The sequence below is a fragment of the Streptomyces sp. NPDC048172 genome (assembly GCF_043202595.1).
Taxonomy (GTDB): Bacteria; Actinomycetota; Actinomycetes; order Streptomycetales; family Streptomycetaceae; genus Streptomyces.
This window is the reverse complement of sequence record NZ_JBIDAT010000006.1, coordinates 729,086-755,614: the sequence shown is the minus strand read 5'-3', so window position 1 is coordinate 755,614 and position 26,529 is coordinate 729,086. Positions and strand designations below refer to the sequence as shown.

At 74.3% G+C, this 26,529-nt stretch carries 27 protein-coding genes; 16 read left to right on the top strand and 11 right to left on the bottom strand.

Annotated features, from left to right (window positions below):
• Window positions 1-4 precede the first annotated feature (4 nt).
• The 3 genes from ACGF3A_RS29235 (at window position 5) to ACGF3A_RS29225 (ending at window position 1,261) form a co-directional block, all read left to right on the top strand.
• Entirely contained in the window at window positions 5-673 is a 669-nt protein-coding gene (locus tag ACGF3A_RS29235) for a uracil-DNA glycosylase (RefSeq protein ID WP_393733403.1), read from the top strand.
• 92 nt (window positions 674-765) lie between these two features.
• Entirely contained in the window at window positions 766-1,062 is a 297-nt protein-coding gene (locus ACGF3A_RS29230; RefSeq protein ID WP_393733346.1) for a hypothetical protein, read from the top strand.
• A gap of 1 nt (window position 1,063) precedes the next feature.
• Window positions 1,064-1,261, top strand: coding sequence for a hypothetical protein (locus ACGF3A_RS29225; protein WP_393733345.1), 198 nt, complete (start codon window positions 1,064-1,066; stop codon window positions 1,259-1,261).
• A 350-nt stretch (window positions 1,262-1,611) separates the two neighbouring features.
• Here ACGF3A_RS29225 and ACGF3A_RS29220 read toward each other — a convergent pair whose 3' ends face one another.
• Window positions 1,612-2,265 carry a TetR/AcrR family transcriptional regulator gene (locus ACGF3A_RS29220; RefSeq protein WP_393733344.1) on the bottom strand — a complete coding sequence of 218 codons (654 nt, stop codon included), beginning with the start codon at window positions 2,263-2,265 and terminating at the stop codon, window positions 1,612-1,614.
• 97 nt (window positions 2,266-2,362) lie between these two features.
• Between ACGF3A_RS29220 and ACGF3A_RS29215 the strand changes: the two genes are divergently transcribed.
• Window positions 2,363-3,646: an FAD-dependent oxidoreductase gene (locus ACGF3A_RS29215; protein WP_393733343.1), complete on the top strand. Its 1,284-nt coding sequence runs from the start codon at window positions 2,363-2,365 to the stop codon at window positions 3,644-3,646.
• 28 nt (window positions 3,647-3,674) lie between these two features.
• On the top strand, window positions 3,675-4,580 hold the full coding sequence (locus ACGF3A_RS29210) for a Gfo/Idh/MocA family protein (protein ID WP_393733342.1): 906 nt from the start codon (window positions 3,675-3,677) through the stop codon (window positions 4,578-4,580).
• On the opposite strand, the gene lnt is transcribed toward ACGF3A_RS29210, so the two are convergent.
• The 5 genes from lnt to ACGF3A_RS29185 all read right to left on the bottom strand — a co-directional run bounded on the left by lnt (window position 4,552) and on the right by ACGF3A_RS29185 (window position 10,128).
• The gene (gene lnt / locus ACGF3A_RS29205; RefSeq protein WP_393733341.1) at window positions 4,552-6,132 is read right to left on the bottom strand and encodes an apolipoprotein N-acyltransferase; all 1,581 of its coding nucleotides are present in this window, start codon (window positions 6,130-6,132) and stop codon (window positions 4,552-4,554) included. The genes ACGF3A_RS29210 and lnt overlap by 29 nt on opposite strands.
• 460 nt (window positions 6,133-6,592) lie before the next feature.
• Window positions 6,593-7,669, bottom strand: coding sequence for a DMT family transporter (locus tag ACGF3A_RS29200; RefSeq protein ID WP_393733340.1), 1,077 nt, complete (start codon window positions 7,667-7,669; stop codon window positions 6,593-6,595).
• A 219-nt stretch (window positions 7,670-7,888) separates the two neighbouring features.
• A complete protein-coding gene (locus tag ACGF3A_RS29195) occupies window positions 7,889-8,281 on the bottom strand; it encodes a YccF domain-containing protein (RefSeq protein ID WP_393733339.1) in 393 nt (130 codons plus the stop codon).
• A gap of 105 nt (window positions 8,282-8,386) precedes the next feature.
• The gene (locus ACGF3A_RS29190) at window positions 8,387-9,259 is read right to left on the bottom strand and encodes an undecaprenyl-diphosphate phosphatase (RefSeq protein WP_393733338.1); all 873 of its coding nucleotides are present in this window, start codon (window positions 9,257-9,259) and stop codon (window positions 8,387-8,389) included.
• A gap of 83 nt (window positions 9,260-9,342) precedes the next feature.
• Window positions 9,343-10,128, bottom strand: a complete 786-nt coding sequence (locus ACGF3A_RS29185) for a TVP38/TMEM64 family protein (protein ID WP_393733337.1) — start codon at window positions 10,126-10,128, stop codon at window positions 9,343-9,345.
• 470 nt (window positions 10,129-10,598) lie between these two features.
• Between ACGF3A_RS29185 and tuf the strand changes: the two genes are divergently transcribed.
• Both tuf and ACGF3A_RS29175 read left to right on the top strand, forming a co-directional pair.
• The gene (tuf, locus tag ACGF3A_RS29180; RefSeq protein WP_393733336.1) at window positions 10,599-11,780 is read left to right on the top strand and encodes an elongation factor Tu; all 1,182 of its coding nucleotides are present in this window, start codon (window positions 10,599-10,601) and stop codon (window positions 11,778-11,780) included.
• 182 nt (window positions 11,781-11,962) lie between these two features.
• Window positions 11,963-12,757, top strand: coding sequence for a spermidine synthase (locus ACGF3A_RS29175; RefSeq protein WP_393733402.1), 795 nt, complete (start codon window positions 11,963-11,965; stop codon window positions 12,755-12,757).
• A gap of 24 nt (window positions 12,758-12,781) precedes the next feature.
• Here ACGF3A_RS29175 and ACGF3A_RS29170 read toward each other — a convergent pair whose 3' ends face one another.
• Both ACGF3A_RS29170 and ACGF3A_RS29165 read right to left on the bottom strand, forming a co-directional pair.
• Window positions 12,782-13,687 (bottom strand): hypothetical protein, encoded by a 906-nt coding sequence (locus ACGF3A_RS29170; protein WP_393733335.1) that lies wholly within the window; start codon window positions 13,685-13,687, stop codon window positions 12,782-12,784.
• Between the two features lie 31 nt (window positions 13,688-13,718).
• A complete protein-coding gene (locus ACGF3A_RS29165) occupies window positions 13,719-14,801 on the bottom strand; it encodes a hypothetical protein (RefSeq protein ID WP_393733334.1) in 1,083 nt (360 codons plus the stop codon).
• A gap of 128 nt (window positions 14,802-14,929) precedes the next feature.
• Between ACGF3A_RS29165 and ACGF3A_RS29160 the strand changes: the two genes are divergently transcribed.
• The 4 genes from ACGF3A_RS29160 (at window position 14,930) to ACGF3A_RS29145 (ending at window position 17,492) form a co-directional block, all read left to right on the top strand.
• On the top strand, window positions 14,930-15,385 hold the full coding sequence (locus ACGF3A_RS29160; RefSeq protein ID WP_393733333.1) for a DUF4442 domain-containing protein: 456 nt from the start codon (window positions 14,930-14,932) through the stop codon (window positions 15,383-15,385).
• A 123-nt stretch (window positions 15,386-15,508) separates the two neighbouring features.
• On the top strand, window positions 15,509-16,195 hold the full coding sequence (locus ACGF3A_RS29155) for a DedA family protein (protein WP_393733332.1): 687 nt from the start codon (window positions 15,509-15,511) through the stop codon (window positions 16,193-16,195).
• Between the two features lie 42 nt (window positions 16,196-16,237).
• On the top strand, window positions 16,238-16,762 hold the full coding sequence (locus ACGF3A_RS29150; protein WP_393733331.1) for a gamma carbonic anhydrase family protein: 525 nt from the start codon (window positions 16,238-16,240) through the stop codon (window positions 16,760-16,762).
• Between the two features lie 4 nt (window positions 16,763-16,766).
• Window positions 16,767-17,492: an acyltransferase gene (locus ACGF3A_RS29145; protein ID WP_393733330.1), complete on the top strand. Its 726-nt coding sequence runs from the start codon at window positions 16,767-16,769 to the stop codon at window positions 17,490-17,492.
• 436 nt (window positions 17,493-17,928) lie between these two features.
• Here the strand turns inward: ACGF3A_RS29145 and ACGF3A_RS29140 are convergent, their stop codons facing one another.
• Window positions 17,929-18,801 carry an EamA family transporter gene (locus ACGF3A_RS29140; RefSeq protein WP_393733329.1) on the bottom strand — a complete coding sequence of 291 codons (873 nt, stop codon included), beginning with the start codon at window positions 18,799-18,801 and terminating at the stop codon, window positions 17,929-17,931.
• A 116-nt stretch (window positions 18,802-18,917) separates the two neighbouring features.
• On the opposite strand from ACGF3A_RS29140, the gene ACGF3A_RS29135 reads away from it, so the two are divergent.
• Window positions 18,918-19,490 carry a helix-turn-helix domain-containing protein gene (locus tag ACGF3A_RS29135; RefSeq protein ID WP_393733328.1) on the top strand — a complete coding sequence of 191 codons (573 nt, stop codon included), beginning with the start codon at window positions 18,918-18,920 and terminating at the stop codon, window positions 19,488-19,490.
• Between the two features lie 31 nt (window positions 19,491-19,521).
• Window positions 19,522-20,094, top strand: coding sequence for a YbaK/EbsC family protein (locus ACGF3A_RS29130; protein WP_393733327.1), 573 nt, complete (start codon window positions 19,522-19,524; stop codon window positions 20,092-20,094).
• Here the strand turns inward: ACGF3A_RS29130 and ACGF3A_RS29125 are convergent.
• Window positions 20,091-20,576: a GNAT family N-acetyltransferase gene (locus ACGF3A_RS29125; protein ID WP_393733326.1), complete on the bottom strand. Its 486-nt coding sequence runs from the start codon at window positions 20,574-20,576 to the stop codon at window positions 20,091-20,093. The genes ACGF3A_RS29130 and ACGF3A_RS29125 overlap by 4 nt on opposite strands.
• Before the next feature lie 25 nt (window positions 20,577-20,601).
• Complete coding sequence (locus tag ACGF3A_RS29120) at window positions 20,602-21,015, bottom strand: CoA-binding protein (RefSeq protein WP_393733325.1); 414 nt, start codon at window positions 21,013-21,015, stop codon at window positions 20,602-20,604.
• A gap of 202 nt (window positions 21,016-21,217) precedes the next feature.
• Between ACGF3A_RS29120 and ACGF3A_RS29115 the strand changes: the two genes are divergently transcribed.
• The 3 genes from ACGF3A_RS29115 to ACGF3A_RS29105 all read left to right on the top strand — a co-directional run bounded on the left by ACGF3A_RS29115 (window position 21,218) and on the right by ACGF3A_RS29105 (window position 26,525).
• Window positions 21,218-21,868 (top strand): YigZ family protein, encoded by a 651-nt coding sequence (locus tag ACGF3A_RS29115; RefSeq protein ID WP_393733324.1) that lies wholly within the window; start codon window positions 21,218-21,220, stop codon window positions 21,866-21,868.
• A gap of 347 nt (window positions 21,869-22,215) precedes the next feature.
• Window positions 22,216-23,394: an exonuclease SbcCD subunit D gene (locus ACGF3A_RS29110; protein WP_393733323.1), complete on the top strand. Its 1,179-nt coding sequence runs from the start codon at window positions 22,216-22,218 to the stop codon at window positions 23,392-23,394.
• Window positions 23,391-26,525 (top strand): AAA family ATPase, encoded by a 3,135-nt coding sequence (locus ACGF3A_RS29105; protein WP_393733322.1) that lies wholly within the window; start codon window positions 23,391-23,393, stop codon window positions 26,523-26,525. The genes ACGF3A_RS29110 and ACGF3A_RS29105 overlap by 4 nt, the downstream gene beginning before the upstream one ends.
• The last annotated feature ends 4 nt before the right edge of the window (window positions 26,526-26,529 follow it).

The following is a 26,529-nucleotide window of genomic DNA, read 5'->3' as shown; positions in this document are numbered from 1 at the left end:
AGAGATGCTGCCCGAGTCCTGGCAGGGCGTCCTCGGCGAGGAGGCCGAGAAGCCCTACTTCAAGGAGCTGATGAGCTTCGTGGAGGAGGAGCGGGAGCGCGGGCCCGTGTTCCCGCCCGCTGAGGAGGTCTTCGCGGCCCTGGACGCGACGCCGTACGAGTCGGTGAAGGTGCTCGTCCTCGGCCAGGATCCGTACCACGGGGAGGGGCAGGGCCACGGCCTGTGCTTCTCGGTGCGGCCGGGCGTCAAGACGCCCCCGTCCCTGCGGAACATCTACAAGGAGATGCGCGAGGACCTCGGCCACCCCGTGCCGGACAACGGGTATCTGATGCCCTGGGCCGAGCAGGGCGTCCTGCTGCTCAACGCGGTGCTGACGGTCCGCTCGGGCGAGGCGAACTCGCACAAGGGCAAGGGCTGGGAGAAGTTCACCGACGCGGTCATCCGCGCCGTCGCCGACCGCCCCGACCCGGCCGTCTTCGTCCTGTGGGGGAACTACGCGAAGAAGAAGCTCCCCCTGATCGACACCGAGCGGCACACCGTGGTCGAGGGCGCCCACCCCTCGCCGCTCTCCGCGAAGAAGTTCTTCGGCTCGCGCCCGTTCTCGAAGATCGACGAGGCGGTGCGCGCGCAGGGGCACACCCCGATCGACTGGCGGATCCCCGACCTCGGCTGAGGCGCGGATGTCAGTGCCTCCCGCTAGCGTCGGAACCGTGCCGGCAACGACCACCGACGAAGCCGGCGCACGACGAGCGGGAGGAGCCGGCCGTGGCGGAACCTCAGCGGGAAGCGCCCCGGGGAGCCGGGGACGGGACGATGGTCAGGATCGGCCAGGCGATCATGCTGCACCGGGCCGGTGACCGGGAGGAGGCCCGGAACCGGTTCGGGCTGCTGTGGAAGGAGGCCGAGGAGAGCGGGCACCTCTTCCACCGCTGCGCCATCGCGCACTACATGGCGGACACGCAGGACGACCCGGTGGACGGGCTGGAGTGGGACCTGCGCGCCCTCGCGGCGGCCGACGCGCTGACGGAGGAACGGGTGCGCTGGGGGGGAGCACGCCGGTGAGGTGCGCTCCCTCTACCCCTCGCTCTATCTCAGCCTCGCGTCCGACCACGCCAAGCTCGGCGACAGGACCGCGGCCCGGCACGAGCTGGGCCGGGCCCGCGGTCTCCTCGGCGAGCTGGGGGACGACGCGTACAGCGACAGGGTCAGAGGGGCGGTCGCACGTCTGGAGGAGCGTCTCCAGGACGGCCGGCCCGCCTGAGCGCCTCGCGCGCCGGGGACTCGACGCGGCGCGGGGCCGCGTCCTCATCCGCGGGGCCGGGTGCGGGCCCTGGCTCGACCGTCGGAGGGGCGGCGCGCGGCGGCCTGCGCGAGCCGGCGTGCGGAGGCACGGAGGGGGCCGTGAGCGAGGCGGGCGCGGGAGGGCGGTTCGGCGAGGGCGCGGCACCCCGGCCGTCCCCGGCGGCGACCTGCCCGGTGTCGCACCCGGTCAGGGCCGAAGCCGCCGAGAGCGCGACGCCGAGCGCCGCCAGTCCGCGTGTCCTGTATGACATTCCGGCAACTCTTCACACCGGAGCCCGGCCCGGGAAGCCCCCGCGCGGGTGACGTGGGTCAACGCCCGCCCTCCGCGCCCTGTCCGGCCCCGCCGAGCATGCCCGCCAGCAACTCCCGTACACCCGCGCGTAGTTCGTCCTCGTCCGGCGTCGTCCCCTGGTGCGTCCCCGCCGTGTACGTGAACATGACGCCGTCGCACCAGGACATCATCGAGCGCGCGTGCCGCTCCGGATCCGGCGAACCGGCCGCCGCCAGCATCGACTTGAGGGGCTCGGCGAACGCGCTGAGTCCCGTCCGGTCGTAGCACTCCCGCAGCTCCGGGCGCCGCGTCGCCTCCAGCGCCAGCTCGTAGCGGGCCACGAGCAGCGGCCTGTGGTCCGTCAGATGACGGTGCATCGCGCGCGCGACCGCCTCCGCCAGGCCGCCGGGCTCGCCGCCGTCGGGCATCTCCGCCGGGGCGAGCACCTGTCCCTCGCGCACGGCCAGCCGCCGGATCGCCGCCTCCAGCAGGGCCGCGCGGGTACGTGCGTAGTTCGACGTCGAGCCCTGCGGCAGCCCCGCCGCCTCGTCCACCGCGCGATGGGTCAGTCCGCGCAGCCCGCGCTCGGCGAGCAGGTCGATCGCCGCGTCGGCGACCCGTTCGGGCCGGGAGGCGGGCGCGTCGGGACCGGGCGGGGGAGCGGTGGTGTCGCTGGTGTCGCGTGGGGTCATGACGGCAATCCTCTCGCATCGCCACTTCTCACTACAGCTGTAGTAGGCTGGAGGGAGCCGGAGAGGCGACACCGCGACACGGCCCAGGAGGACAGCCATGCGTACACCCCGAGCCCTCGTCATCGGCGCCGGAATCGGCGGACTCACCGCGGCCGTCGCGCTGGAGCGGCGCGGCTGGGACGTCACCGTCCTGGAGCGCGCCACCACGCTCGAACCGGTGGGTGCGGGCATCTCGGTGTCGCCCAACGCGCAGCGCGCGCTCGACGTGATCGGCCTCGGCGACGCCGTCCGCGAGCTGCGCGCCTGGGACGAGGTGGGCGGGCTGCGCACCCCCTCGGGCCGCTGGCTCGTCCGCACCAGCAACGACGTCGCGGCCGAGCGCTTCGGCGGCCCCCTCGTCCTGCTGCACCGCGCGACCCTCGTCGAGCTGCTGCGCGGCGCCCTCACCGACCCGTCCCGGGTGCGGACGGGCAGCACCGCGAGGCTCACCGACCCCGGTGGCACGGACACCCCCGCCGTCGTGCGGGAGCGGACCTCGGGCGGCGAGGAGCGGCGTCACGAGGCGGAGCTCGTCGTCGCCGCCGACGGCATCCACTCGACGGTCCGCGCCGCCCTCTTCCCCACCTACCCCGGTCCGCGCTACGCGGGCTTCACGACCTGGCGCACGGTCGTCGACGCGATCGACGGCACGGGCGACGGCACGGGCGACGAAGGCGGTACGGGCGGGGCGGGTGGTGCCGGTGGGCACTTTGCCGCGCACGAGACCTGGGGCCGGGGCTGCTTCTGGGGCACCCAGCCGCTCCCCGACGGGAGGGTCTACGCGTACGCGGCGGCGACCCTCCCCGCCGGGTTGCGCGCGGCCGACGACGAGCTGGCCGAGCTGCGCCGCCGCTTCGGCCGCTGGCACGACCCGATCCCCCAGGTCCTCGCCGCGACCACGCCCGAGCGCGTCCTGCGCAACGATGTGTACGAGATGGCGGAGCCCCTCCCCGCCTACCACCGCGGCCGGGCCGCCGTCCTCGGCGACGCCGCCCACGCCATGTCACCCCGCCTGGGCCAGGGCGGCAACCAGGCGATAGAGGACGCGATCGTCCTCGCCCACCACGCCGACCCCGCCGCCGGGCTGGACGGCGCGCTCGCCGCGTACACCCGCGACCGGCTGCCGCGCGCCACCGCCGTGGGGCGCCGCGCCGCGAGCATGACCCGCGCGACCACCCTCACCAGCGCCCCCGCGTGCGCCCTGCGCGACTGGGGATTCGCGGCCCTCAGCAGGCTGGTGCCCAAGGTCTCGTCCCTGCTCGCGCTCCGCGCGCTGGACGGGGTGGCCGACTGGAGCCCGCCGGTCCCGACGTATGCTTCCGATTTCCGCGGCACGCGGTAGGTGGCAGAGAGCGTAGAGGGAGACTCCCGTGAAGATCGGCGTGATCGGGCTCGGCGACATCGCGCACAAGGCGTATCTGCCGGTGCTCACCGCGCAGCCCGGCGTGGAGCCCCACCTGGTCACGCGGACCCCGGCGACCCTGGAGCGGTTCGGCGCCGCGTACCGCGTCCCCGAGGCCCACCGGCACGCCGATCTCGACGCGCTCCTCGCCGCCCGCCCCGACGCCGCCTTCGTGCACGCGCCCACCGCCGCGCACCCCGGGATCGTCGGACGGCTGCTGGAGGCCGGGGTCCCCACGTACGTCGACAAGCCGCTCGCCTACGACCTCGCGGAGTCCCGGCGCCTCGTCGAGCTCGCCGAGGCGCGCGGCACCGGGCTCGCCGTCGGCTTCAACCGCCGCCACGCGCCGGGGTACGCGCAGTGCCTGGAGCACCCGCGCGACCTGATCGTGATGCAGAAGCACCGGGTCGGGCTGCCCGAGGAGCCGCGCACGATGGTGTTCGACGACTTCATCCATGTCGTGGACACGCTGCGGTTCCTCGCGCCCGGCACCGTCGACCACATCGACGTCCGGGCCCGGGTGCGGGACGGACTGCTGCACCACGTCGTGCTCCAGCTCTCCGGTGACGGCTTCACCGCCCTCGGCGCCATGAACCGGCTCTCCGGCTCCGCCGAAGAGGTCCTGGAGGTCTCGGGCCAGGACTCCAAGCGCGAGGTCCGCAATCTCGCCGAGGTCATCGACCACAAGGGCCAGCCCAGCCTCCGCCGCCGCGGCGACTGGGTCCCCGTCGCCCGCCAGCGCGGCATCGAGCAGGCCGTGCTCACCTTCCTCGACGACGTCCGCGGGGGCAGGACCGTATCGGCGCGGGACGCGCTCCTCACCCACGAGCTGTGCGAGCGGGTCGTCACCTGCGCGCGGGAGCAGTCAGCGTGACCGCCTCGCGCGCCCGCCGGGCGCGCAGCGTCCGCGCGCACTCCAGCGCGCCGAACGCGACCAGCACCGTGAGCGCCGTCCGCACCACCCAGTCGCCGAACCGCACATAGAGCGTCGTCCCGGAGGCCAGCGGCACGTCCGCGACCATGGCCGCGCTCGCGTCCGTATCGAGCCGCTTCCCGACGCGCTCGCCCTCGGGACCGTGCACCGCGCTGACCCCGGTGAGCGTCGAGTGCACCATCGGACGGCCCGACTCCGCGGCCCGCAGCGCCGCCAGCGAGGCATGCTGCTGGGGCGCCCAGCTCTCCTGGAAGCTCGACGTCGCCGACTGCGCCACCAGCAGCCGCGCGCCCTCGGAGACCAGATGCCTGCTCATGTCGGGGAACGCCGTCTCGAAGCAGATCAGCGGCCCGAAACGGGTGCCGCCCGCCTTCATCATCACCGGCTCCGTCCCGCGCCGCCGGTCCTCGCCCGCCGCGCGTCCCACCGACGTCGCCCAGCCGAGCACCGAACGCGCCGGGATGTACTCGCCGAAGGGGACCAGCCGCATCTTGTCGTAGCGCTGCCCGGTCAGCCCGTGCGGGCCCACGAGCACCGAGCTCTTGTAGATCCCGGGCCGGCCCGCGCGCCGCGAGTCGACATTGACCAGTATCGAGGCGCCCGTACGGGACGCGAGCGAGCTGAGCCGCTTCACCAGCGCCGGGTGGCTCCCCAGGTCGTAGCCGACGCTGCTCTCGCCCCACACCACGAGGTCCAGGTCGCGCCCGGCCAGCTGCCGCGTCAGCCGCTCGCCCCGGTCGAACCGCGCCTTCGGCGAGTCCGTCAGCCCGATCTGTACGAGCGCGACCCGCGTCCCGCCCGTACGCTCCGGGCGCGGAGCCCAGGCCGCGGCCGCCGCCGTGCCCACGGCCGTCACCCCCAGCACCACGGCGGCACCCGCGCACGCGACGGCGCGGGCGCGCGGCGCGCGGGCGGCCCCCGCGGCGCCGGTCGCCCCGGCGACGGCGACGGCGACGGCGACGACGAGCGCGGTGTTCACCGCGACCAGCAGGAAACTGACCAGCCACACCCCGCCCACCGAGGCGAGCCGCAGCGCCGGTCCGACCTGCCACTGCGTCGCCCCGAACAGGCCCCACGGTCCGCCCAGGTACTGCCAGGAGCGGATCAGCTCCACCAGCAGCCACCCCGAGGGCACCACGACCACGGCGGCGGCCAGCCGCCCGGGACCCGGCGCCCCGCGCAGCATCCGCCGCACGAGCCAGCCCCACGGCGCCCACAGCAGTGCGATCAGCGCGGCGATCAGCAGAATGAACACATGCAGGCTCGGCATCAGCCAGTGGTGCAGCGCCAGCATGAAGCCCGTACCGCCCAGCCAACCCGTCACCGCCGCCTCGCGGCCCGACCGGGCCGAGCGGGCCAGCAGCATCCACGGTACGAGCGCGGCGTACGCCAGCCACCAGAGTGACGGGGCGGGGAACGCCAGTGCGGGAAGCGTCCCCGAAAGCAGTGCGAGCCCTCTTCGGGCCCACCGCGATGCCAGGACCTTCCGCATTCCGCGCCTCCTGACGTCCGGTACGTCGTTCCGGATCATCAGTGTGCGCCAGCGTGTCGCCCCAGGCGAGACCACATACCGCACCCGAGTGCCCCCGCCCGCCCCACGGGCCTGCCTCGCACAAGACTTCGGGGCTTGCCCCTGTTCCCTCAGGGGCGCGGGGCTGTGTTTGTTTTGCGGCTCCGCCGCGTGGGCGCGCCGGGTCACGACACCTCGGGGCTTGCCCCTTTGCCCTCCAGGGGCGCGGGGAACTGCGCGACAAGCCACGACGCGGCCGCAGCCCGCGAAGCACAGCCCGGGGCACCCCGGGCGCGGCTCTTTCACCGGGGCACCCGGCGCAGGGGGCTGCGCTTGCCAACCCTGCGCCTTGCGCAGACTTCCCAAGCTTCGCGGGAGGGAGAAGCAGGCGTGCCCCGGCAGGGGTGTGGTGTGCGGAGTGCGGGCAGGGGCCCTTGTTCGGCTAGTGGGAGCAGTGGTGGCCCCGGCGGCGGGACTCCGGCGGCGCAAGCGTGGCGAGCAACGCCTTGGCGTGCCGGGACGCGCCGGCACTCCCGTTCGGTCCCGGGGGCGCGGGGATCACCACGGGCGTACCGGGCTCGGCCGACGCACCCTGCCGTACGACACCCCGTACGGCAGACGCCGTACCGGCACTCACCGGCTCCGCGCCAGACGGCTCGGCACCGCGCAGTCGGCGCGCGCTGTCCGCCGCCAGCATCACCAGGCCCCAGGAGGCCAGCGCGCCCGCGCCGAGCGCGGCCACGGCGCCGGTCGTCCCGTACCGGAAGCTCTCGCCGAGCAGCGCGATGCCCGCGGCGGCGGCCACGACCGGGTTCGCCACGGTCGTCGTCGCGAGTGGGGCCGCGAGTCCGCCGCCCCGGTAGGACGCCTGCGAGGTCGCGAGCCCGGCGGCGGCCAGTACGGCGATCAGCGCGAGCAGCGGGACGACGGTGAACAGCGAGGACGCGTCCCACTCCTCGGTGACCGTCTTCACGAAGACCGAGGCCGCGCCGTACGCGATACCGGCGGCCAGCGCCAGCGACACGCTCCGCAGCGCCGGGCCCCGCCCGCCGCCGCGCGTCATGCCCAGGACCGCGCGCCCGGCGACGGCCAGCACACCGACCGTCACCAGCACGGCCGCGGCGAGCGTGATCTGCTGCTCGCCGTCGAGCGAGCCCGCGCCGTCGGAGCCCGTGAGCAGCAGGATCCCGGCGAGGCCGACGGAGACGAGGGCGATGCCGCGCCAGCTCGCGGCGGAGACGGGACGCTTGACGAGGAGCGCGGCCATCGGCGCGGCGAGGACCAGAGTGAGTACGCCCAGGGGCTGGACGACGGTGAGCGGGCCGAGGCCCAGCGCGACGACGTGCAGCAGGGCGCCCGCGCCCTGGAGGGCGACCGCGAGCCACCAGCGGGCGGAGCGGAGCAGCCCGAGACGGCTCGGCGCCGTCGTGGCGGCGATGCGCTCCTGGACGATGGCGGCGGAGGCGTAGCAGAGCGCCGACACCAGCGAGAGCAGGACGGAGAGGGTCAGGGGACTCATGTGGCGTCCGTCCCGTCCGTCCGGTCCGGGCAGGGCTTCCCGTTCATGTCTCCACGATGCGCCTGCCACCCCTCCGCTGTCGTCCACTGGCGGGTCCGTCTTGCCGTACCGCGCCCGGAGTACGCGGGCGCGGTACGTACACCCGGGAGGTGATGGGTCACCGTCACGGAAGTACGACAGAGGACGGCACTCGGGTTCCGCTCGGGCCCGTCGCCGTGGTCAGCGGGTGGCGAACGGGCGGTCGGTGGGCACGATCTCGCGGCCCAGCGGCATCAGGGAGATCGGGATCATCTTGAAGTTCGCGATGCCGAACGGGATCCCGATGATGGTCACGCAGAGCGCGAGGCCGGTGAAGATGTGGCCGAGGGCGAGCCACCAGCCCGCGAAGATGATCCAGATGACGTTGCCGATCGCCGAACCGGCCCCGGAGTCCCGTCGTTCGACGGTCGTACGCCCGAAGGGCCACAGGGCGTACCCCGCGATCCTGAACGAGGCGATGCCGAACGGGATGGTGACGATCAGGACGCAGCAGATGAGGCCGGCGAGGACGTAGGCCATGGCGAGCCAGACGCCGCTCAGGACCAGCCAGAGCAGGTTGAGGATGAGCTTCATGATCGTCAGCCTTCCACACGTCGGAAGCGGGCAAGCGGTCCTGTCCAGGACCTGCCCAGGAGGACGCCTCCGCAGGTCGGAAGCGTTCCGTCCCGGTGGGCCGGGTCAGCCCGCCGCTTCGCCCGCGTGGGGGCTGAGGGCGCCCGTGGCGACGAGGACGAAGATCAGGATGCCGAGCGCGATCCGGTAGATCACGAAGGGCATGAAGCTGCGGGTGGAGATCCACTTCATGAACCACGAGATGATCGCGTACGCGACGACGAACGCGAGAACCGTCGCGAAGGCCGTGGGGCCCGCGGAGACGTGGCCCTCGCCGATGTCCTTGAGCTCGAACAGGCCCGAGGCGAGGACGGCGGGGATGGCCAGCAGGAACGAGTAGCGCGCGGCGGCCTCGCGGCGGTAGCCCATGAAGAGGCCGCCGCTGATGGTGGCGCCCGAGCGGGAGACGCCGGGGATGAGGGCGAGGGCCTGGGCGCAGCCGAAGAGCAGGCCGTCCTTGATGTTGAGCTGCTCCAGGGACTTGCGCTCGCGGCGGGCACGGTGGCGTCCGCCCTTGTCGTCGCGCGCGGCGAGGCGGTCGGCGATGCCGAGGATGATGCCGAGCACGATCAGCGTGGTGGCGATCAGCCGCAGATCGCGGAACGGGCCCTCGATCTGGTCCTTGAACGCGAGGCCCAGCACGCCGATCGGGACCGAGCCGACGATGACCAGCCAGCCCATCTGCGCGTCGTGGTCCTGGCGGGCCTGCTTGTCGAAGAGCGACTTCCACCAGGCGGCGAGGATGCGCCCGATGTCCTTGCGGAAGTAGATCAGCACGGCAGCCTCGGTGCCGATCTGGGTGACGGCCGTGAACGCGGCCCCCGGGTCCTCCCAGCCCGCGAACGCCGCCGTGAGTCGCAGGTGAGCGCTGGACGAGATCGGAAGGAACTCGGTCAGTCCCTGGACGAGCCCGAGAACGAAGGATTCAAACCAAGACATGTGCGGCTGCGCTCGTCCCTGTGATGGAGTCGGGGCCCGATGTGCGGACCGGTCGGTCGATCGGTGCTGCGGTGCGTCAGATGCTAGGGCCGGGAGGTCCCGGCGCCGACGAGCGGGGGGTCCTCCACCGCGGCGGGTGCCGGGTCGGCGTCGTGCTGCTCCTCGGCGTGCGGCGCGCGCAGGTGGCGGCGCTTGCGCCAGGCGACGACCCCGCCCGCGACGGCCGAGAGCGCGATGAAGCCCGAGGAGGCGAGGAAGACGGGCGAGGTGGGCGAGGCGGCGGTGCTGCCCGCGATCACGTACGCCGCCGTGTTGGGCACCGAGCCCAGCGCAGTCGCCGCCAGGAAGGCGGACCAGCCCATCCGGGAGACGGCCGCACCGTAGTTCGAGGCCGCGAAGGGTACGCCCGGCATCAGCCGGATCAGCAGCATCGAGCGGAAGCCGTGCCTGCTCAGCATCCGGTCGACCGCCTTCAGCATGCGGGCCCGCAGCAGCGGACGCAGCGCGTCCTGCCCGAGCACACGCCCCAGCCCGAAGGCGATGCCGGCGCCGACGACCGTGCCCGCCGTCGCCGAGACCGTGCCCGCCGAGGCGCCGAAGAGCGCGCCCGCCGCGAGGTTGAGGACGGGGCGGGGGACGAAGGCCGCCGTGCACGCGCCGTACGCGAGGGCGAAGAGGAGGACGGCGGCGGCGCCGGAGAGGTGGCCGGGCCAGCCGTGCGCGAGCAGCCGCTGCGGCTCGTAGAGCAGCATCGCGGCGGCCGCACCGCTCAACAGGACGAGCAGCAGGGCGAAACGGGACCAGGGCGACAGGAGCGTCTGCGCGAGACGGCCGGGGAGTCCGTCTGGCTGCGTGGCGGGGACGGGCACGTGGGGGAGCGTAACCGACGAATGTGTCCTTCCGCCGTGTCGGGCCGCGTGAAGTACCCGACGCCCGCCCTCTGTACGCGTGCCGTATGTGTGCCGTACCCGTGCCGTACGCGTCCCGGATGTGTCCCGTACGCGCCCCGGACGCCGCCGGGGTGCCGCGCGCCGGGCGTACGCCCGGGCGGGTGGCGAAAACCGTTCGACGTGGGGCAGTTGAACGCGGGATCATCGTCGCATGTTCCGGCAGACCTTCCTTCTCCCGCCGACCGCCGCCGCGGTCGTGCTGAAGGCTGCCGATGTTCCGTGCTGCGGGGCCGACGGCCCCGGTGGCACGCCCTGTGCCGTCCACACCACGCGACGCTGACCCTTCCCGGACAGGCCGGAGGACCCCGCAGGGGGAGGGTCGGTCAGGCCCTGGGGTCCCCGCTCACTTCGAGCCACCCACGGTTCCGGGAAAGGAACAGGCACACATCATGGCCAAGCAGGCATACGTGCGCACCAAGCCGCACCTCAACATCGGCACCATGGGCCACGTCGACCACGGCAAGACCACCCTCACCGCCGCCATCACCAAGGTCCTCGCCGACCGCGGCTCCGGCACGTACGTGCCCTTCGACCGCATCGACAAGGCGCCCGAGGAGGCGGCGCGCGGGATCACCATCAGCCTCGCGCACGTCGAGTACGAGACGGACACCCGGCACTACGCGCACGTGGACATGCCAGGGCACGCCGACTTCATCAAGAACATGGTCACCGGCGCGGCCCAGCTCGACGGCGCCATCCTCGTCGTCTCCGCGCTCGACGGCGTGATGCCGCAGACCGCCGAGCACGTGCTGCTCGCCCGCCAGGTGGGCGTCGAGCACGTCGTGGTCGCGCTCACCAAGGCCGACGCGAGCGAGGAGGAGCTGACCGAGCTCGTCGAGCTGGAGGTCCGCGAGCTGCTGACCCGGCACGGGTACGCGGGCGACACGGTCCCCGTCGTACGGGTCTCGGGGCCCGGGGCCCTGGCGGGCGAGCCGCGCTGGACCGGCGCCGTCGAGGCGCTGCTGGACGCCGTGGACACCTACGTCCCGATGCCCGAGCGGTACGTCGACGCGCCGTTCCTGCTCCCGGTGGAGAACGTGCTCACGATCACCGGGCGCGGCACCGTCGTCACCGGCGCCGTCGAGCGCGGCACCGTCCGCCTCGGCGACCGGGTCCGGGTGTACGCGCCGGGCGGCGGCACCGAGACGGTCGTCACCGGCGTCGAGACGTTCGGGAAGCCGATGGAGGAGGCGCAGGCGGGCGACAACGTCGCGCTGCTGCTGCGCGGCGTCCCCCGCGACGCGGTGCGCCGCGGGCACATCGTGGCCGCTCCGGACAGCGTCACGCCCAGCGACCGGTTCACGGCCGACGTCCACCTCCTGCCCAGCGGGGAGGGCGGCCGCCGCACGCCGGTGCACAGCGGCTACCGCCCGCAGTTCTACGTCCGTACCGCGGACGTCGCGGGCGAGATCACGCTCCCCGGCGGGGGCCTGGCCTTCCCCGGCGACACGGTCACCATGGCCGTCGCGCTCGACGCGGCCGTGCCGCTGGAGACCGGGCTCGGCTTCGCGGTCCGCGAGGGCGGCAGGACGGTCGCCGCGGGCAGGGTCACGCTGCTCGCGGCCGCCTGAGGCCCCTGAGGGCTCTGAGGCGCCTGAGGCCCCTGAGGGCACGGGCCCGGCCGTACGCGCCCCTACGCGTACGGCCGGGCCACCCGCACAATGGGACGGTGCATCAGGGAGACGAGCGGAACGCGGGCGGCGCCGAGCCGATACCCGTGACCAGGGACGTGGGCGGCGGCACGGCCAGGCTGATGCCCGACATCGACAGGGCGCGGGCCTGGCTGCTGACCGTGGACGGGGCGCCGCAGTCCTACGTGGACCTGGACGACCCCACGCATCTGGAGTTCGAGTACGCCCGCCGCGTCGGCCACGTCCTGGACACGCTGGCCGACCCCGGGCACCCGCTGGACGTGCTGCACCTCGGCGGCGGCGCGCTCACCCTGCCCCGCTACGTCGCCGCGACCCGCCCCGGCTCGCGCCAGCGCGTGATCGACGCCGACGGGGAGCTGCTCGCGTTCGTCGACGAGTTCCTGCCGCTGCCCCGCCAGGAGGCGGGGGTCACCGTCGAGGCGGCCGACGGGCGCACGGCCCTGGAGGCCGCCCCGACCGCCGCGTACGACGCGCTGCTCGCCGACGTCTACGGCGGCTCGCGCGTCCCCGCGCACCTGACCACGCTGCCCTACGCGCGCGAGGCGGCCCGCGTGCTGCGCCCCGCCGGGGTGTACGTCGCGAACCTCGCGGACGCCGCGCCGTTCCGCTTCCTCGCCTCGCAGCTCGCGACCTTCGGCGCGGTCTTCGGCCACCTGGCGCTGCTCGCCGAGCCCGCCGTGCTGCGCGGCAGGCGCTTCGGGAACATCGTGCTGCTCGCCTCGCACGCGCAGGCCCCGCTCGCCGAGCTCTCCCGCCGCTGCGCCGCCGACCCGTTCCCGGCCCGGGTCAGCTACGGGCCGGAGCTGGTCCGGTTCCGCGGGGGAGCGGTGCCGGTCGGGGACGGCGACGCGGTGCCCTCGCCCGAGCCGCCGGACGGCGCGTTCAGCGTGGGCTGACCGCGCCCCGGCGGACGCCGCCGCTCAGCCGCGCGGCTCGTTCTCGTCCCGCGTCTCGTCCTGCGTCTCGTACGGGCGCAGGCTGGCGGCCATCTTCCGGATCACCTTCTCCGGGATCGCGGGTTCCTCGGCCCCCGTGTCGGAGACGGCGCTCCATGTCGCGATGTCGCCCTGACCGTTGATCCACGCGACGGTGACGACCTTGCCGCCGGACGAGGGGCACGCGGCGCTCTTCTTGTCCTCGGGGACTCCGGTGACGGTCGCGCGGGCGATGTGACCGCGGACGCCGTGGGAGTTGCGGAAGGGCTTGGCGCGGGTCGCCTCGGTGCTGCCCTTGCCCTTGGGGTCGAAGTTGTGCTTCGCCCAGTCAGCCGTCTTCTGGCGGGCGGCCTGCGCGGTGGTGCCGGCGTCCTTCGCGCCGCTGGTGCCGGCGCTCCCGAGCCAGTTGTCCTTGCAGTACTCCTCCTTGTAGTGGGCGGGGGCGTTGAGACCGACCACGGGATTGCCGTCGGCGTCCTCGACGTAGTCGACCCAGGTCGTGTCCTGGGGCTTCCAGTCCTTGGACTTCGGCACGTCGAACGCGGCGTACTGCTTGGGGCTGGCCACGGTCCGCCAGCCCCGTACCACCGGCTTGGAGGGGTCCTTCGCGCGCTCGGGCGACCGCTTCTCGCGCGAAGGGCTGGCGGAGGTGTCGGCCTTGGTCTCGTCCTTCCCGTCCTTCCCGTCGCCCCCGTCGTCCCCGAGGACGAGGTACCCGGCGACGGAGGCGGCGGCGACCGCCACGACCGCCATCCCGACCGCCACGGCGACGGGCAGGCGGCGTCTGCGGGGAGGGGGACCGGGCGGCGTTCCGTACGCACCAGGGGGCCCGCCGGGTGTTCCGGCGGGCCCCCACTGTCCGTTTCCGGGCTGCTGCTGTTCTGGCCACATGCGGTGACCCTAGAACGCGTGCACGGCTGTGTTAACCGCGGGGCTCGTCCCCGCCGTTCGGCGCCTCGTAGTTGCGCAGGCTGCTCAGCATCTTCTTGATCTGCGCGGCGGGGACCTCGTCCTTCACGTCCGCGTCGCTGTACAGGACCCAGATCGCCAGGTCACCGTTGGTGTTGATCCACGAGACGGCCGTCGCCTTGCCGCTCGACGTGGCGCACTTGTCTTCCTTGGGGGCGTTGGTGACCTTCGCGGAGGCGATGTGCCCCTTGATGCCGTTCTTGTTCTTGAACGGCTTGGGGGCGGTCTCCTTGAGGGTGCCCTTCTGCTTCTGGTCGTATCCGGCGAGGACGAAGTTGGACGCCGCGATCTTGACGGCCTCCTTGGTGTCCTTCGAGCCCTGGGCGCCCTTGGTGCCGACGGCGGCGCGGGAGCTGTCCTTGCACCAGTCGTCCTTGTAGTACGCGGGCGCCGACATGGCGACGAGGACCTTGCCCTTGTCGTCCTCGAAGCCGGTGATCACACCGGAGCTCTCGACCGACCAGTCCTTGGTCTCCGGCACGTCGAAGGCCGAGTACCACTTCGGGTTCACGACCGTCTGCCACCCGGCGATCTGCGGCTTCGACGGGTCCTTGGGGTCGCCGCCGCCTCCGCCGCCGCCACCCGGTTCCGTCTCCTTCTTCTTCTCCTTCTTGCCGGTGCTGGGCTCGGCGCTCGGCGACGGCTTCTCCTTGGACTCGTCCTTCTTGTCGTCGTCACCGCCCCCGAGCACCAGGAATCCGGCCACCGCGGCGCCGATGACGGCCACAGCCGCGACGAGCGAGATGATGACGGTCTTCTTGTTGCCGCCGCCACCGCCACCGCCGCTCTTCGGCGTCTGCAGCGTCTGCGGTGCCTGCGGACCGCCGGGCATGCTGGCGGGGCCCCACTGTCCCGACTGCCCCGGCTGCTGGTACCCCTGCCCCTGCGGGGCCTGTCCGGGCTGGCCGAAACCGGGCTGCTGCTGGCCCTGGGCGGGCTGCTGGTACGGGTTCGGCTGCTGGTAACCCGGCTGCTGGTACGGGTTGGGCTGCTGCGGGTTCTGCTCGCCCCCGGGCTGCTGCTGTCCTGGCCACATGGCGAGTAACCCTATGGTGCGCGGCGTCCGAGTACCACGTCCGCCCACCGTTCGGTACCGAGCCGGTACATGACAGGGATGTCCGGAAGGGATGTCCTGACCGGGTTACCCGGTGGTAACGTGCGGGCATGTCAGCACAGTCGACGCCGACCATCGGCGACATGATGACGGCCAGCGTCCCGATGGTCCGCACCCTCAACCTCGAATTCACCGAGGCCACGGCCGAGCGGGCCGTTGTCGTGATGCCCGACCAGGGTGAGTTCCACAACCACGTCGGCGGTCCGCACGCGGGTGCGATGTTCACGCTCGCCGAGTCCGCCAGCGGCGCGATCGTGATGACGGCCTTCGGCGACCAGCTCTCCCGCGCGGTGCCGCTCGCGGTGCGCGCCGAGATCGGCTACAAGAAGCTCGCGATGGGCCCCGTCACCGCCACCGCCGAGCTGGGCCGCCCGGTCGCCGACGTCGTCGCCGAGCTGGACGCGGGGGAGCGCCCCGAGTTCCCCGTGCACGTCGCGATCAGCCGCGAAGACGGCGCCGTGACCGGCGAGATGACCATCGTGTGGACCCTTCGCCCCAACGGCTGAGCGGCCCCCGATCACGGCCGAAGTGATCGAGTAGGCTGCCCGGACGCGTGCTCGCGGCAGAGGCGCGCGTCCGGGCGCGCGGGGCTCCCGGACCGGTACGGGACTGGTGAGGGGAACCGGGCGTTGCACATCCAGGAGTGGCTCGAAAGCGTGCCCGCCGTGAGCGTCTACCTCCTGGTGGGGGTGGTCATCGGGCTGGAGAGCCTGGGCATCCCGCTGCCCGGCGAGATCGTCCTCGTCAGCTCCGCGCTGCTCGCCTCCCAGCACCACGAGATCAACCCTGTGATCCTCGGCACCTGCGCCACGGTGGGCGCGGTCCTCGGCGACTCGATCGGCTACGCGATCGGACGCAGGGGAGGGCAGCCGCTGCTCACGTGGCTGGGCGGGAAGTTCCCCCGGCACTTCGGCCCACGCCATGTGGCCACCGCCGAGCGCTCGTTCCAGAAGTGGGGCATGTGGGCCGTCTTCTTCGGCCGGTTCATCGCCCTGCTGCGGATCTTCGCCGGGCCGCTCGCGGGCGTACTGAAGATGCCGTACTGGAAGTTCCTGACGGCGAACGTCCTCGGCGGCATCGTCTGGGCGGGCGGCACCACCGCCGTCATCTACTACCTGGGCATCGTCGCGGAGGCCTGGCTCAAGCGGTTCTCCTGGCTGGGCCTGGTGCTCGCGGTGCTGCTGGGGCTCACCTCGATGCTGATCGTCCGGCGCCGCGCCGCGAAGGCCGAGGCCGAGTTCGAGGCGGAGGAAGCCGCCAAGGAGAAAGATCAGACGCCGGTACGGGAGCAGACCCCCGTGCCCGCCGCCGACTGAGGGCCGAGTACCGAGCACCGAGCACCGAGGAGCAGAGGACCGATGGAACAGCGTGCGCTGATCGCGGCCGTGGCCGGACACGAGCCCCGGGTGGACCCCGGCGCCTTCGTCGCGCCCACCGCCGTGGTGGTCGGCGAGGTCAGCCTGGCCGAGGACAGCGGCCTCTGGTACGGCGCCGTGCTGCGCGGCGACGGCGGGCCCATCGTGCTCGGCGCCCGGAGCAACATCCAGGACAACTGCACCGTCCACACCGACGTCGGCTTCCCCGTGACCCTCGGAACGGGCGTCTCCGTCGGCCACAACGCGGTGCTCCACGGCTGCACCGTCGAGGACGACGTCCTCATAGGCATGGGCGCCACCGTCCTGAACGGCGCGCGCATCGGCGCCGGTTCGCTGATCGCCGCGCAGACGCTCGTCCCGCAGGGCATGCAGGTGCCGCCCGGCTCACTCGTCGCGGGCGTGCCCGGCAAGGTCAAGCGCGAGCTCACGGACGAGGAGCGCGAGGGCATCAAGCTCAACGCCGCCGCCTACGTGGATCTGGCGAAGCAGCACCGGGCGGTACGGTGACCGTGTGCCCTCCCTCAGGAACATGTTCTCGTCGCTGGCGTCACGCGCCGTGCACCGCGCCTGGCGCGCGGCGCAGCGCGCGGGCGCGCTGACGGCGGAGCACCCCGGGCCGCACGCCTTCCGCCGCATCGGCACCGGCACCCGGCTCGCCTTCCCGCAGGGCACGATCTTCGGCGCCCCCTGGATCGAGCTGGGCGACCACTGCATCATCGGCCAGGACGTCACGCTGACCGCCGGGATGATGCCCGACCTCGACCTCGGCCCGGAGCCGGTGCTCACGCTCGGGAACGGGGTCGTCCTCGGCCGCGGCAGCCATGTGATCGCCGACACCGATGTCCGCGTCGGCGACGACGTGTTCTGCGGCCCGTACGTCTACATCACCTCCACCAACCACTCCTACGACGACCCCGAACGCCCCGTCGGCAAACAGTGGCCGCGCACCGCGCCCGTCTCGATAGGGCAGGGGAGCTGGCTCGGTGCGGGCGCCGTCGTGCTGCCCGGTGCGCGGCTGGGCCGCAACGTGGTGGTGGCTGCGGGTGCGGTCGTACGGGGCGAAGTGCCGGACCACGCGGTGGTGGCGGGGGCGCCCGCGCGCGTCGTACGCCGCCTCGATCCGGAGGAGGGCTGGCAGCCCCCACTCCGGACCCCGCCGCCCGTTCCGGTCCCGGAGGGCGTCACCCCCGAACAACTGACGGCCCTGGCGGACCTTCCGCCCGGCGGAGCGGATTGACGGGCCCCCTCCAGGGTCACGGCGCTGCGTTCGCCTTGCGGCTCCGCGCCGCGGCAGGGCTTGCCCCTTTTCCCTCAGGGGCGCGGGCCTGTGTTTGTCTTGCGGCTGCGCCGCGTGGGCGCGACGGGTCACGACACCTCGGGGCTTGCCCCTGTTCCCTCAGGGGCGCGGGGAACTGCGCGCCAAGCCACGACGCACTCGCAGCCCGCGAAGCACAGCCCGGGGCACCCCGAACCCGGCCCAGTTACGCGGGGCACCCGGCGTGGGGGGCTGCGCTTGCCAACCCTGCGCCTTGCGCAGACTTCCCAAGCGCTGTGGGGCGGAGGGCGAAGCGCAGAGCTCCCAAGCGCTGTGGGGCGGAGGGCGAAGCGCAGAGCTCCCAAGCGCAGTGGGGCGGAGGGAGCAGCAGACGTGCCCCGTCAGGGGGGGGCGGAGGTCAGCCCGAGGCGAGTAGCACCGTGCCCAGGAGGGCGAGCCCGGCGCCCGCCGTCTGAAGGGCACGCAGCCGCTCCTGAAGCAGCCCGCGCGCGGCAAGCGCCGTGACGACGGGATAGAGCGAGGCGAGCACGGCGGCGACGGTGACCGGCCCGTTCTGCGCGGCGACGGCGTACGTCCCGTTCGCGGCGACGTCCGCGAGGCCGATGAACGCGAGCGCGGGCAGCGCCGCCCACACCGCGCGCATCCCGCCCTCGGGCAGCGCGGGCGTGCCGCGCCGTACGGACACCAGGAGCGCGCCGCCGCCGACCACGACGTTGACCACGCGCTGCACGAAGAGGGTCAGGAAGAGGCCCGTCAGGGTCGTGGACGCCTCGGCGACCAGGCTGATCGTCGCGCCGAAGCCGATGGCGGCGACGACCGTGAGCAGGATCGTCCGCTGCTCGACGGGCCCGCCCTTCCCCTGGATCCCGCCCGCGAGCACCACGCCCGTGACGGCGATGAGCGTGCCGATGCCCTGCACGACGCCGGGCCGCTCCCCGTGCAGCACCATGCCGACGGCGATCGGCACGGCCACCGTGCCCAGGGTCGCGACGGGGGAGACGACGCCCATGGGCCCGGCGGCCAGCGCGCGGTAGAAGGCCAGCATCGCCACCGGGCCGATGGCACCGGCGGCAGCGGCGCACCAGAACAGCCGGGCGTCGAACGCGTCCCAGGCGCCGGCCGCGACCACGATCACCCCGAGCACGACGGCCGCCGCGCTCTGCGAGACGACCACGACGGTCAGCTCGCGCATCCGTTTGCTGAGCAGCCCGCCGCCGAAGTCGGCCAGCCCCCACATGAGGCTGGTGAGCAGGGCGAAGGCTGCGGTCATGGGGAAGACACCTCGCAGTACAGTGGGGTGAACGGTCGAGTGCAGCACACCGTAGTTCAGCGTGCTGCACGGTGTCATCCAATATATTCGACGGCTCGGAAGGCTCGGGAACGCCAGTGACGGACCTCGATCACCTCACGCAGGCCCTCGCCCGCAACCTCAAGCGATGGCGCGCCGAGCGGGGCTTCACCCTGGACGCGCTCGCCGCGCGGGCCGGGGTCAGCCGGGGGATGCTCATCCAGATCGAGCAGTCCCGCACCAACCCCAGCGTCGGCACCGTCGTCAAGATCGCGGACGCACTCGGCATCAGCATCACCGCGCTGCTCGACTTCGACCGGGCGCCCCAGGTCCGCGTCGTCCCGGCCGAGCAGGCCGTCCGGCTGTGGTCCACCGAGGCGGGCAGCCACAGCACGCTCCTCGCGGGCACCGAGGCGCCGGGCCCGCTGGAGCTGTGGAAGTGGCGGCTGATGCCGGGCGACGGCAGCGACTCCGACCCGCACCCGCAGGGCACCACCGAGCTGGTCCACGTCACGGCGGGCACGCTGACCCTCATGGTCGACGGCACCGGCCACGCCGTGCCCGCCGGGGCCTCCGCCTCCTTCGAGGCCCACGTCCCGCACGGCTACCGCAACGACGGCGCGGAACCCGTCGAGATGACCATGGCGATCTCCGTGCCCCCGCCCCGCTGAACGGCCGCCCGCGCGCCGTAAAGTGCCTCATATGCGCGCTCCAGTAGGGAACTTCGACTCCGCCACCCCCGCGCCCGAGGCGCTCGACCGGCTCGTCGGACCCGTCGCCGAGGCCGTACGCGCCTGGAACGGGCCCGTCCCCGCCGACCAGCTCCTCTACGTCGACACCGACCCGGAGAAGGCCGACACCGCCGTCTTCGTCGAGACCTACGGCGACGACCTGCGCGAGGCCTCCGCCAACTGCGTCGTGGTCGCCGCCAAGCAGGGCGGCGAGCGGCGCCTCGCCGCCTGCCTGGTGCTGCCCACCACACGGGCCGACGTCAACGGGGTCGTCCGCCGCCATCTCGGCGCCCGCAAGGTCTCCTTCGCGCCGATGGACACCGCCGTCAGCGAGACGGGCATGGAGTACGGCGGCATCACCCCGCTCGGCCTCCCAGAGGGCTGGCCCGTGCTGGTCGACGCCGCCGTCGCCGCACGCCCCTGGGTGCTGATCGGCAGCGGCGGCCGGCGCGGCAAGCTCATCGTCCCCGGCAAGGCGCTCGCCGGACTGCCGGGCGCCGAGGTCCTGGAGGGGCTGGGCGTGCCGCTGGGCGGCGCGAGCTAGGCGCGCTTCGACACGTCCAGCGACAGCGCGATCGAGTGCTCGTGGAAGCCGAGCGACCGGTACAGGTGCTCGGCCTCCTCGGTCGCGTGCAGGTCGACCCGCGTGACGCCCTGGGCCGCGAACCAGTCGAGCAGCGCCTCGGTCGTCGCCCGCGCGAGGCCCCGGCCCCGGTAGCGCGCGTCGGTGCAGACGTTGAAGACGAAGCCGAACCGTCCCGCCGGGGCGACCGGCGCGGCCAACCGCTCCTCCACCCTGCCGACCGCGCAGGCCGCCAGATGCGGCGCGGGCCCCTCCCCGTCGCCGTCCACCACGAAGGCGCCCAGTCCGGAGCCGGGGTCGGCGAGCCGCGCCTCGGCCTGCCGCACCGCGTCCCGCTCCCAGGGGCCTGAGGCGTCCCCGCCCTGCATGGCGGCGAACATGATCCGCCGCAGCCGTACGATCTCCGCCGCGTCCCCGGGCACCGCCCGCCGAATCCCGATCATGCCTACGGACGCTAACGCGGGAAGCTCAGCCCAGGCGCGGGATTTCGATCGCCGGACAGCGGTCCATCACCATCGCGAGACCGGCCGCGCGGGTGCGCGCGTACGCGGCCTCGTCGATCACGCCGAGCTGGAACCAGACGGCCCGTGCGCCGATCCGTACCGCCTCGTCGGCGACGTCCCCGGCCAGCGAGGAGTTCACGAAGACGTCCACGACGTCGACGGGGAAGGGGATCTCCGACAGGCTCGCGTACCCCGGCTCGCCGTGCACCGTCTCGGCCTTGGGGTGGACGGGGACGATCCGCTTCCCGAAGCGCTGCAGCACCTCGGCTACGCCGTACGCCGCCCGCGACCGGTTGCCGGAGAGGCCGACCACGGCCCAGGTGTCCCCGAGCGAGGTGAGAACGCGCCGGACCTCGGCGTCTGCAGCGAATTCACTCATGCGGCGAGTCTAGAGGGGCGCCCCTGCATCCGGGCTGCCCCTTGCTGTGGCGTCGCAGCCCGCGGGCCGGCTGTGGCCGCTCGCGCAGTTCCCCGCGCCCCTGAAGCAGCCCCTTCGGGGCGCTTCACGGGGCGCTTCGCCAGTCCGCGAAGCGCAGGAGGGGGCACACCCCCTCCCCAGGACCACCGCATACGCTGGCGGAATGGCAGAGGAACAGGAACGGCGTACCGCCGGTGAGTACGTCACGGTCGCGGCGGAGGGCACGCACGAGACCGAGATCAACCGCTCCCGATTCCTGTGCCACCTCGCGCCCGCCGCCACCGAGACCGAGGCGCAGGCGTTCATCGCGCGGATCCGCGCCGAGCACCCCACCGCCACGCACAACTGCACCGCGTACGTCATCGGCGCGGACGCGAGCGTCCAGAAGGCCAACGACGACGGTGAGCCCGGCGGCACCGCCGGAGTGCCCATGCTGCAGATGCTGCTGCGCCGCGACATCCGCTACGCCGTCGCCGTCGTCACCCGCTACTTCGGCGGCACCAAGCTCGGCGCGGGCGGCCTGATCCGCGCCTACGGGGGAGCCGTGGGGGAGGCCCTCGACACCCTCGGGACCGTACGGCGGCGCCCGTTCCGGATCGTCACCGTCACCGTCGGGCACGAGCGCGCGGGCAGGCTGGAGAACGATCTGCGCGCCACGGGCCGCGACGTGCGCGACGTCCGCTACGGCGCCGAGGTCACCCTCGAACTCGGCCTGCCCGAGGCCGAAGTGGACACCTTCCGCGCCTGGCTCGCCGACGCCACGGCGGGAACGGCACGCCTGGAGCTCGGCGGCGAGGCGTTCGGCACGGTCTGACGCGCTCCGGCCCCGCAACCGTCACCGCACCTTGCGGGCGAAGTCCCGCAGGTCGGCGCGGCGCGCGCGTCTTCTCCCCCGGATACAGCGCGATGCCGGTCGGCACCTCGACCCTGCGGCCCCAGACCCCCGGGATCGGAGCCGTACGCGCCCGACTCCGCGTAGAGCCGGGCAGCGGAGGTGGCGGGGTCCTCGTCCGTGGTGATCGTGAACGCTCGCATCGGGGCATTCCCGCCCTGCCCGACGGTCCGTCGGAACCGCGTGCCGCCTGCGACTACAGTGTCCCCAGCGAACGGGGGACCACGAGCGGCGACGGAGCACCGGGAGATGCGGGTGGGGGCCAGGCAGTGAGATTCCTGCACACCTCGGACTGGCACCTGGGCCGCGGTTTCCACCGCGTCAGCCTGCTCGACGCGCAGCGCGCGTTCCTCGGCCATCTCGTCGCCACCGTACGCGCGCACGAGGTCGACGCCGTGCTCGTCGCGGGCGACGTCTACGACCGCGCGGTGCCGCCGCTCGCCGCCGTCGAGCTCTTCGACGACGCGCTGCACCGGCTCGCCGAGCTGGCCGTGCCCACCGTGATGATCTCCGGCAACCACGACTCGGCCCGCCGCCTCGGCGTCGGCTCGGGGCTGATGGAGAGCGCCGGGATCCATCTGCGTACCGACCCCGCCGCCTGCGGCACGCCCGTCGTGCTCAAGGACGAGCACGGGCCCGTCGCCTGCTACGGGCTGCCGTACCTGGAGCCCACGCTCACCCGGCACACGCTGGACGCCGAGGGCGGCGGGCACACCGCCGTGCTCCGGGCCGCCATGGAGCGCGTGCGCGCCGACCTCGCCGAGCGCCCCGAGGGCACCCGCTCCGTCGTCCTCGCGCACGCCTTCGTCACGGGCGGCGAGCCCTCCGACAGCGAGCGGGACATCACCGTCGGCGGCGTCGCCTCGGTACCCGCCTCCGTCTTCGACGGCGTCGACTACGCGGCCCTCGGCCACCTGCACGGCTGCCAGCGCCTCACCGAGCGCGTCCGCTACTCCGGCTCCCCGCTCGCGTACTCCTTCTCCGAGGCCGACCACCGCAAGTCGATGTGGCTGATCGACCTCGACGCCGACGGCGCGGTGCGCGGCGAGCGGATCGACTGCCCCGTGCCCCGCCCCCTCGCGCGGCTGCGCGGCACGCTCGACGAACTGCTGGAGGACGAGCGGTACGAGCGGCACACCGGCTCCTGGGTCGAGGCCACCCTCACCGACCCGGCCCGTCCCACCGAGCCGATGGCCCGGCTGGAGAAGCGCTTCCCGCACACGGTCAGCCTCGTCTTCGACCCGCAGCGGGAGGACGGGGACGGCGCGGTGTCGTACGCGCGCAGGCTGCGCGACCGTACGGACCAGGAGGTCGCCGAGGACTTCGTCGGGCACGTACGCCCGGGGCGCGTGGCCGACCCGGAGGAGCGCGCGATGCTCGGCCGGGCGCTCGACTCCGTACGCGCCGCCGAGCAGAGCGAGGACGAGGGGCCGGTGACGGCCGGGTGAGGCTCCATCAGCTCACGCTCACCGCGTTCGGCCCCTTCGGCGGCACGCACCAGGTCGACTTCGACGCGCTGTCCTCCGCCGGGCTCTTCCTGCTGCACGGCGCGACCGGCGCGGGCAAGACCTCGGTCCTCGACGCCGTCTGCTACGCGCTGTACGGCGGGGTCCCCGGCGCCCGCCAGCAGCCCGGCGGCACCCTGCGCAGCGACCACGCCGAGCCGCGCACCCTCACCTCCGTCACTCTCGAACTCACCGTCGCGGGCCGCAGGCTGGAGATCAGCCGCAGCCCCGAGCAGCTGCGCCCCAAGGCGCGCGGCACCGGCCTCACCCGCGAGCGCGCCCACTCCGAGCTGCGCGAGTACGACCCGGGCACGGGGGAGTGGAAGGGGCTCAGCCGCTCCCACCAGGAGATCGGCGAGGAGATCGGGCAGCTCCTCGGGATGAGCCGCGACCAGTTCTGCCAGGTGGTCCTGCTGCCCCAGGGCGAGTTCGCGCGGTTCCTGCGCTCCGGGGCCGAGGAGCGCGCGAAGCTGCTCGGGCGCCTCTTCGACACCGGCAGGTTCGCGGCCGTCGAGGACGAGCTGGCCCGGATGCGCAAGGAGGCCCAGCGCGACGTGGCGGCGGGCGACGAGCAGCTGCTCGCCCTCGCCCACCGGATGCGCCAGGCCGCGGGTGCCGACCCCGAGCTGGGCGAGGGCCCGGGGTCCGTGCCCGGCCTCGCGCCCGCCTCCCCCTCCCGGGCCTCTGCCTCCGCTGCCCCTTCCGACTCCGTGCCCGCGCCCCGCGCCTCCGGCACCCGGCCCCGGCAGCGCTCCGCCGACACCGCCCTCGCCCCCGGCGACCCCGGACTCGCCGACGCCGTCCTGGAGTGGGCGGCCCTCGCCCGTACGGGCGCCCGCGAGCGGCTCGGCATCGCCGCGGTCGCCGCCGAGGACGCCGAGCACCGCCACTCCACGGCCGCGCACGCGCTCGACGAGGCCCGTGAACTCGCCCGCCGCCAGCACCGGTACGCCGAGGCGCGGCGGCGCGCCGACGAGCTGGCGGCGCGCGGCGAGGAGCGCGAGGCCGCGCGGCACCGGCTCGAACGGGCCCGCGCCGCCGAGGCCGTCGCCCCCGCCCTCGCCCTCCGCGACTCCGCCCGCGACGAGCACCGGGCCGCCGCCTCCGCCGAGCAGCGCAGCCGCGCCGAGCTGCCCCCGGAGCTGGCGCGGGCCGAGCCCGCGCGGCTCACCGAGGTGGAGGGCGGCATGCGCCAGGAGCTGGGCTCCCTCGCCGCCGCCCGCGACGCCGAGCGGCGCCGCGCCGCGCTCGACACCGAACTCGCCGCGCTCGACAGCGAGTCCAGCGCCGACGACGGGCTCCTGCGCGAGGCAGCCGAGTGGCTCGACGGCTGGGAGACCGAGCGCGCCGCGCACCAGACGCGGATCGACGCCGCACAGGACGCCGCCACCCGCGCCGAACGCCTCGCGGGCCAGCTCCGGCCCGCGCGCGACCGCCTCGAAGCGGCGCGCCGCCGCGACCGCCTCGCCGGGGAGCTCGCCGGGGCCGAGCGGCGGCTCCTCGACGCGCGCGAGGCCGCGACCGGGGCGCACGAGAAGTGGCTCGCCCTCAAGGAGGCCCGGCTGCGCGGCATCGCCGCCGAACTCGCCGCCCACCTCGCCGACGGCGAGCCCTGCGCCGTCTGCGGCTCCACCGCCCACCCCGACCCGGCGCGGCCCGGCGCAGGCCATGTCGACCGCGCCGCCGAGGACGCGGCCTTCGCCGCCTCCCAGGACGCGGGCACGGCCCGCGAGACCGCCGAACGGGCCCTCGCCGCGCTCCGCGAGGGCCACACCGCCGCCGAGGCCGACTCCGGCGGCGACCCCGCGGACCGGCTCGCCTCCGACCTCGCCGCGCTGGAGTCCGAGCACCGTACGGCGCACGCCGAGGCCGCGCGCGCCCACGAGGCCCGCGAGGCGCTGGCCGCCGCCGAACGCGAGCACGACGAGCGCCTCGCCCAGCGGCAGGACGCCGAACGCCGCGCCGCCGCGCGCACCTCCACCCGCGAGACCCTGCAGCGCGAACGCGCCGCGCTCACCGAGCAGCTCGACCAGGCACGCGGCGAGGCCGAGAGCGTCGCCGCGCGCGCCGCGCTGCTGGAGCGCCGCGTCGCCCTCCTCGCCGCCGCCGCCGAGGACGCGCGCACCGCCCGGTCCGCGGCGCAGCGCCTGGAAGAGGCCGGGGAACGCCTCGCCGACGCCGCCCGCCGCGCCGGGTTCGGCACCCCCGAGGAGGCCGCCGACGCGGTCCTCCCCGAGCCCGAACAGCGGGCCCTGCGCGACCGGCTCGACCGCTGGCAGGCCGAGGAGACCGCCCTCGCCGCCGAGCTCGACGACCCCGAGCTGACCGCCGCCGCGGCGCTGCCGCCCGCGGCCGTCGAGGCGTGCGAGACCCGCGCCGAGGAGGCCGCGCGGCGGCTGCGCGCCGCCTCCTCCGCGTACGACGCGGCCCGTACGCGCTGCGCCGACCTGGAGGCGCTCGGCCGGAGCGCCACCGCCGAGGCCCGCCGCCTCGCCCCGCTGCGCGGCGGCTACGAGCGCGTCGCGCGCCTCGCCGGGCTCGCCGCGGGCACCTCCGCCGAGAACGAGCGCCGCATGCGCCTGGAGTCCTACGTCCTCGCCGCGCGCCTCGAACAGGTCGCCGACGCCGCGAGCGCCCGCCTCGCGCGGATGTCCGGCGGCCGCTACACCCTCGTCCACTCCGACGAACGGGCGAGCGGACGCGGCCGCTCCGGGCTCGGCCTGCACGTGGTGGACGCCTGGACCGGCGCCGAGCGCGACACGGCGACCCTCTCGGGCGGCGAGACCTTCTTCGCCTCGCTGGCACTCGCGCTCGGCCTGGCCGACGTGGTGACCGAGGAGGCGGGCGGCACCCGCCTCGACACCCTCTTCATCGACGAGGGCTTCGGCAGCCTGGACGAGCAGACGCTCGACGAGGTCCTCGACGTCCTGGACGGACTGCGCGAGCGGGACCGCTGCGTCGGCATCGTCAGCCACGTCGCGGACCTGCGGCAGCGGATCCCGGCCCAGCTGGAGGTCTCCAAGTCGCGCACGGGCTCGGCGGTACGGCTGCGCGCCGCCGTACCCGCGAGCTGATCGG

What these genes read in the sequence shown, in the direction of transcription:
- tuf (WP_393733336.1), top strand. Translation starts at nt 10,599, where the DNA reads ATGGCCAAGCAGGCATACGTGCGCACCAAGCCGCACCTCAACATCGGC.
- ACGF3A_RS29220 (WP_393733344.1), bottom strand. Translation starts at nt 2,265, where the DNA reads ATGACCCCACGCGACACCAGCGACACCACCGCTCCCCCGCCCGGTCCC.
- ACGF3A_RS29150 (WP_393733331.1), top strand. Translation starts at nt 16,238, where the DNA reads ATGGAACAGCGTGCGCTGATCGCGGCCGTGGCCGGACACGAGCCCCGG.
- ACGF3A_RS29125 (WP_393733326.1), bottom strand. Translation starts at nt 20,576, where the DNA reads ATGATCGGGATTCGGCGGGCGGTGCCCGGGGACGCGGCGGAGATCGTA.
- ACGF3A_RS29215 (WP_393733343.1), top strand. Translation starts at nt 2,363, where the DNA reads ATGCGTACACCCCGAGCCCTCGTCATCGGCGCCGGAATCGGCGGACTC.
- ACGF3A_RS29160 (WP_393733333.1), top strand. Translation starts at nt 14,930, where the DNA reads ATGTCAGCACAGTCGACGCCGACCATCGGCGACATGATGACGGCCAGC.
- ACGF3A_RS29130 (WP_393733327.1), top strand. Translation starts at nt 19,522, where the DNA reads ATGCGCGCTCCAGTAGGGAACTTCGACTCCGCCACCCCCGCGCCCGAG.
- ACGF3A_RS29190 (WP_393733338.1), bottom strand. Translation starts at nt 9,259, where the DNA reads ATGTCTTGGTTTGAATCCTTCGTTCTCGGGCTCGTCCAGGGACTGACC.
- ACGF3A_RS29115 (WP_393733324.1), top strand. Translation starts at nt 21,218, where the DNA reads ATGGCAGAGGAACAGGAACGGCGTACCGCCGGTGAGTACGTCACGGTC.
- ACGF3A_RS29170 (WP_393733335.1), bottom strand. Translation starts at nt 13,687, where the DNA reads ATGTGGCCAGAACAGCAGCAGCCCGGAAACGGACAGTGGGGGCCCGCC.
- ACGF3A_RS29235 (WP_393733403.1), top strand. Translation starts at nt 5, where the DNA reads ATGCTGCCCGAGTCCTGGCAGGGCGTCCTCGGCGAGGAGGCCGAGAAG.
- ACGF3A_RS29165 (WP_393733334.1), bottom strand. Translation starts at nt 14,801, where the DNA reads ATGTGGCCAGGACAGCAGCAGCCCGGGGGCGAGCAGAACCCGCAGCAG.
- lnt (WP_393733341.1), bottom strand. Translation starts at nt 6,132, where the DNA reads ATGCGGAAGGTCCTGGCATCGCGGTGGGCCCGAAGAGGGCTCGCACTG.
- ACGF3A_RS29175 (WP_393733402.1), top strand. Translation starts at nt 11,963, where the DNA reads ATGCCCGACATCGACAGGGCGCGGGCCTGGCTGCTGACCGTGGACGGG.
- ACGF3A_RS29120 (WP_393733325.1), bottom strand. Translation starts at nt 21,015, where the DNA reads ATGAGTGAATTCGCTGCAGACGCCGAGGTCCGGCGCGTTCTCACCTCG.
- ACGF3A_RS29140 (WP_393733329.1), bottom strand. Translation starts at nt 18,801, where the DNA reads ATGACCGCAGCCTTCGCCCTGCTCACCAGCCTCATGTGGGGGCTGGCC.
- ACGF3A_RS29200 (WP_393733340.1), bottom strand. Translation starts at nt 7,669, where the DNA reads ATGAGTCCCCTGACCCTCTCCGTCCTGCTCTCGCTGGTGTCGGCGCTC.
- ACGF3A_RS29195 (WP_393733339.1), bottom strand. Translation starts at nt 8,281, where the DNA reads ATGAAGCTCATCCTCAACCTGCTCTGGCTGGTCCTGAGCGGCGTCTGG.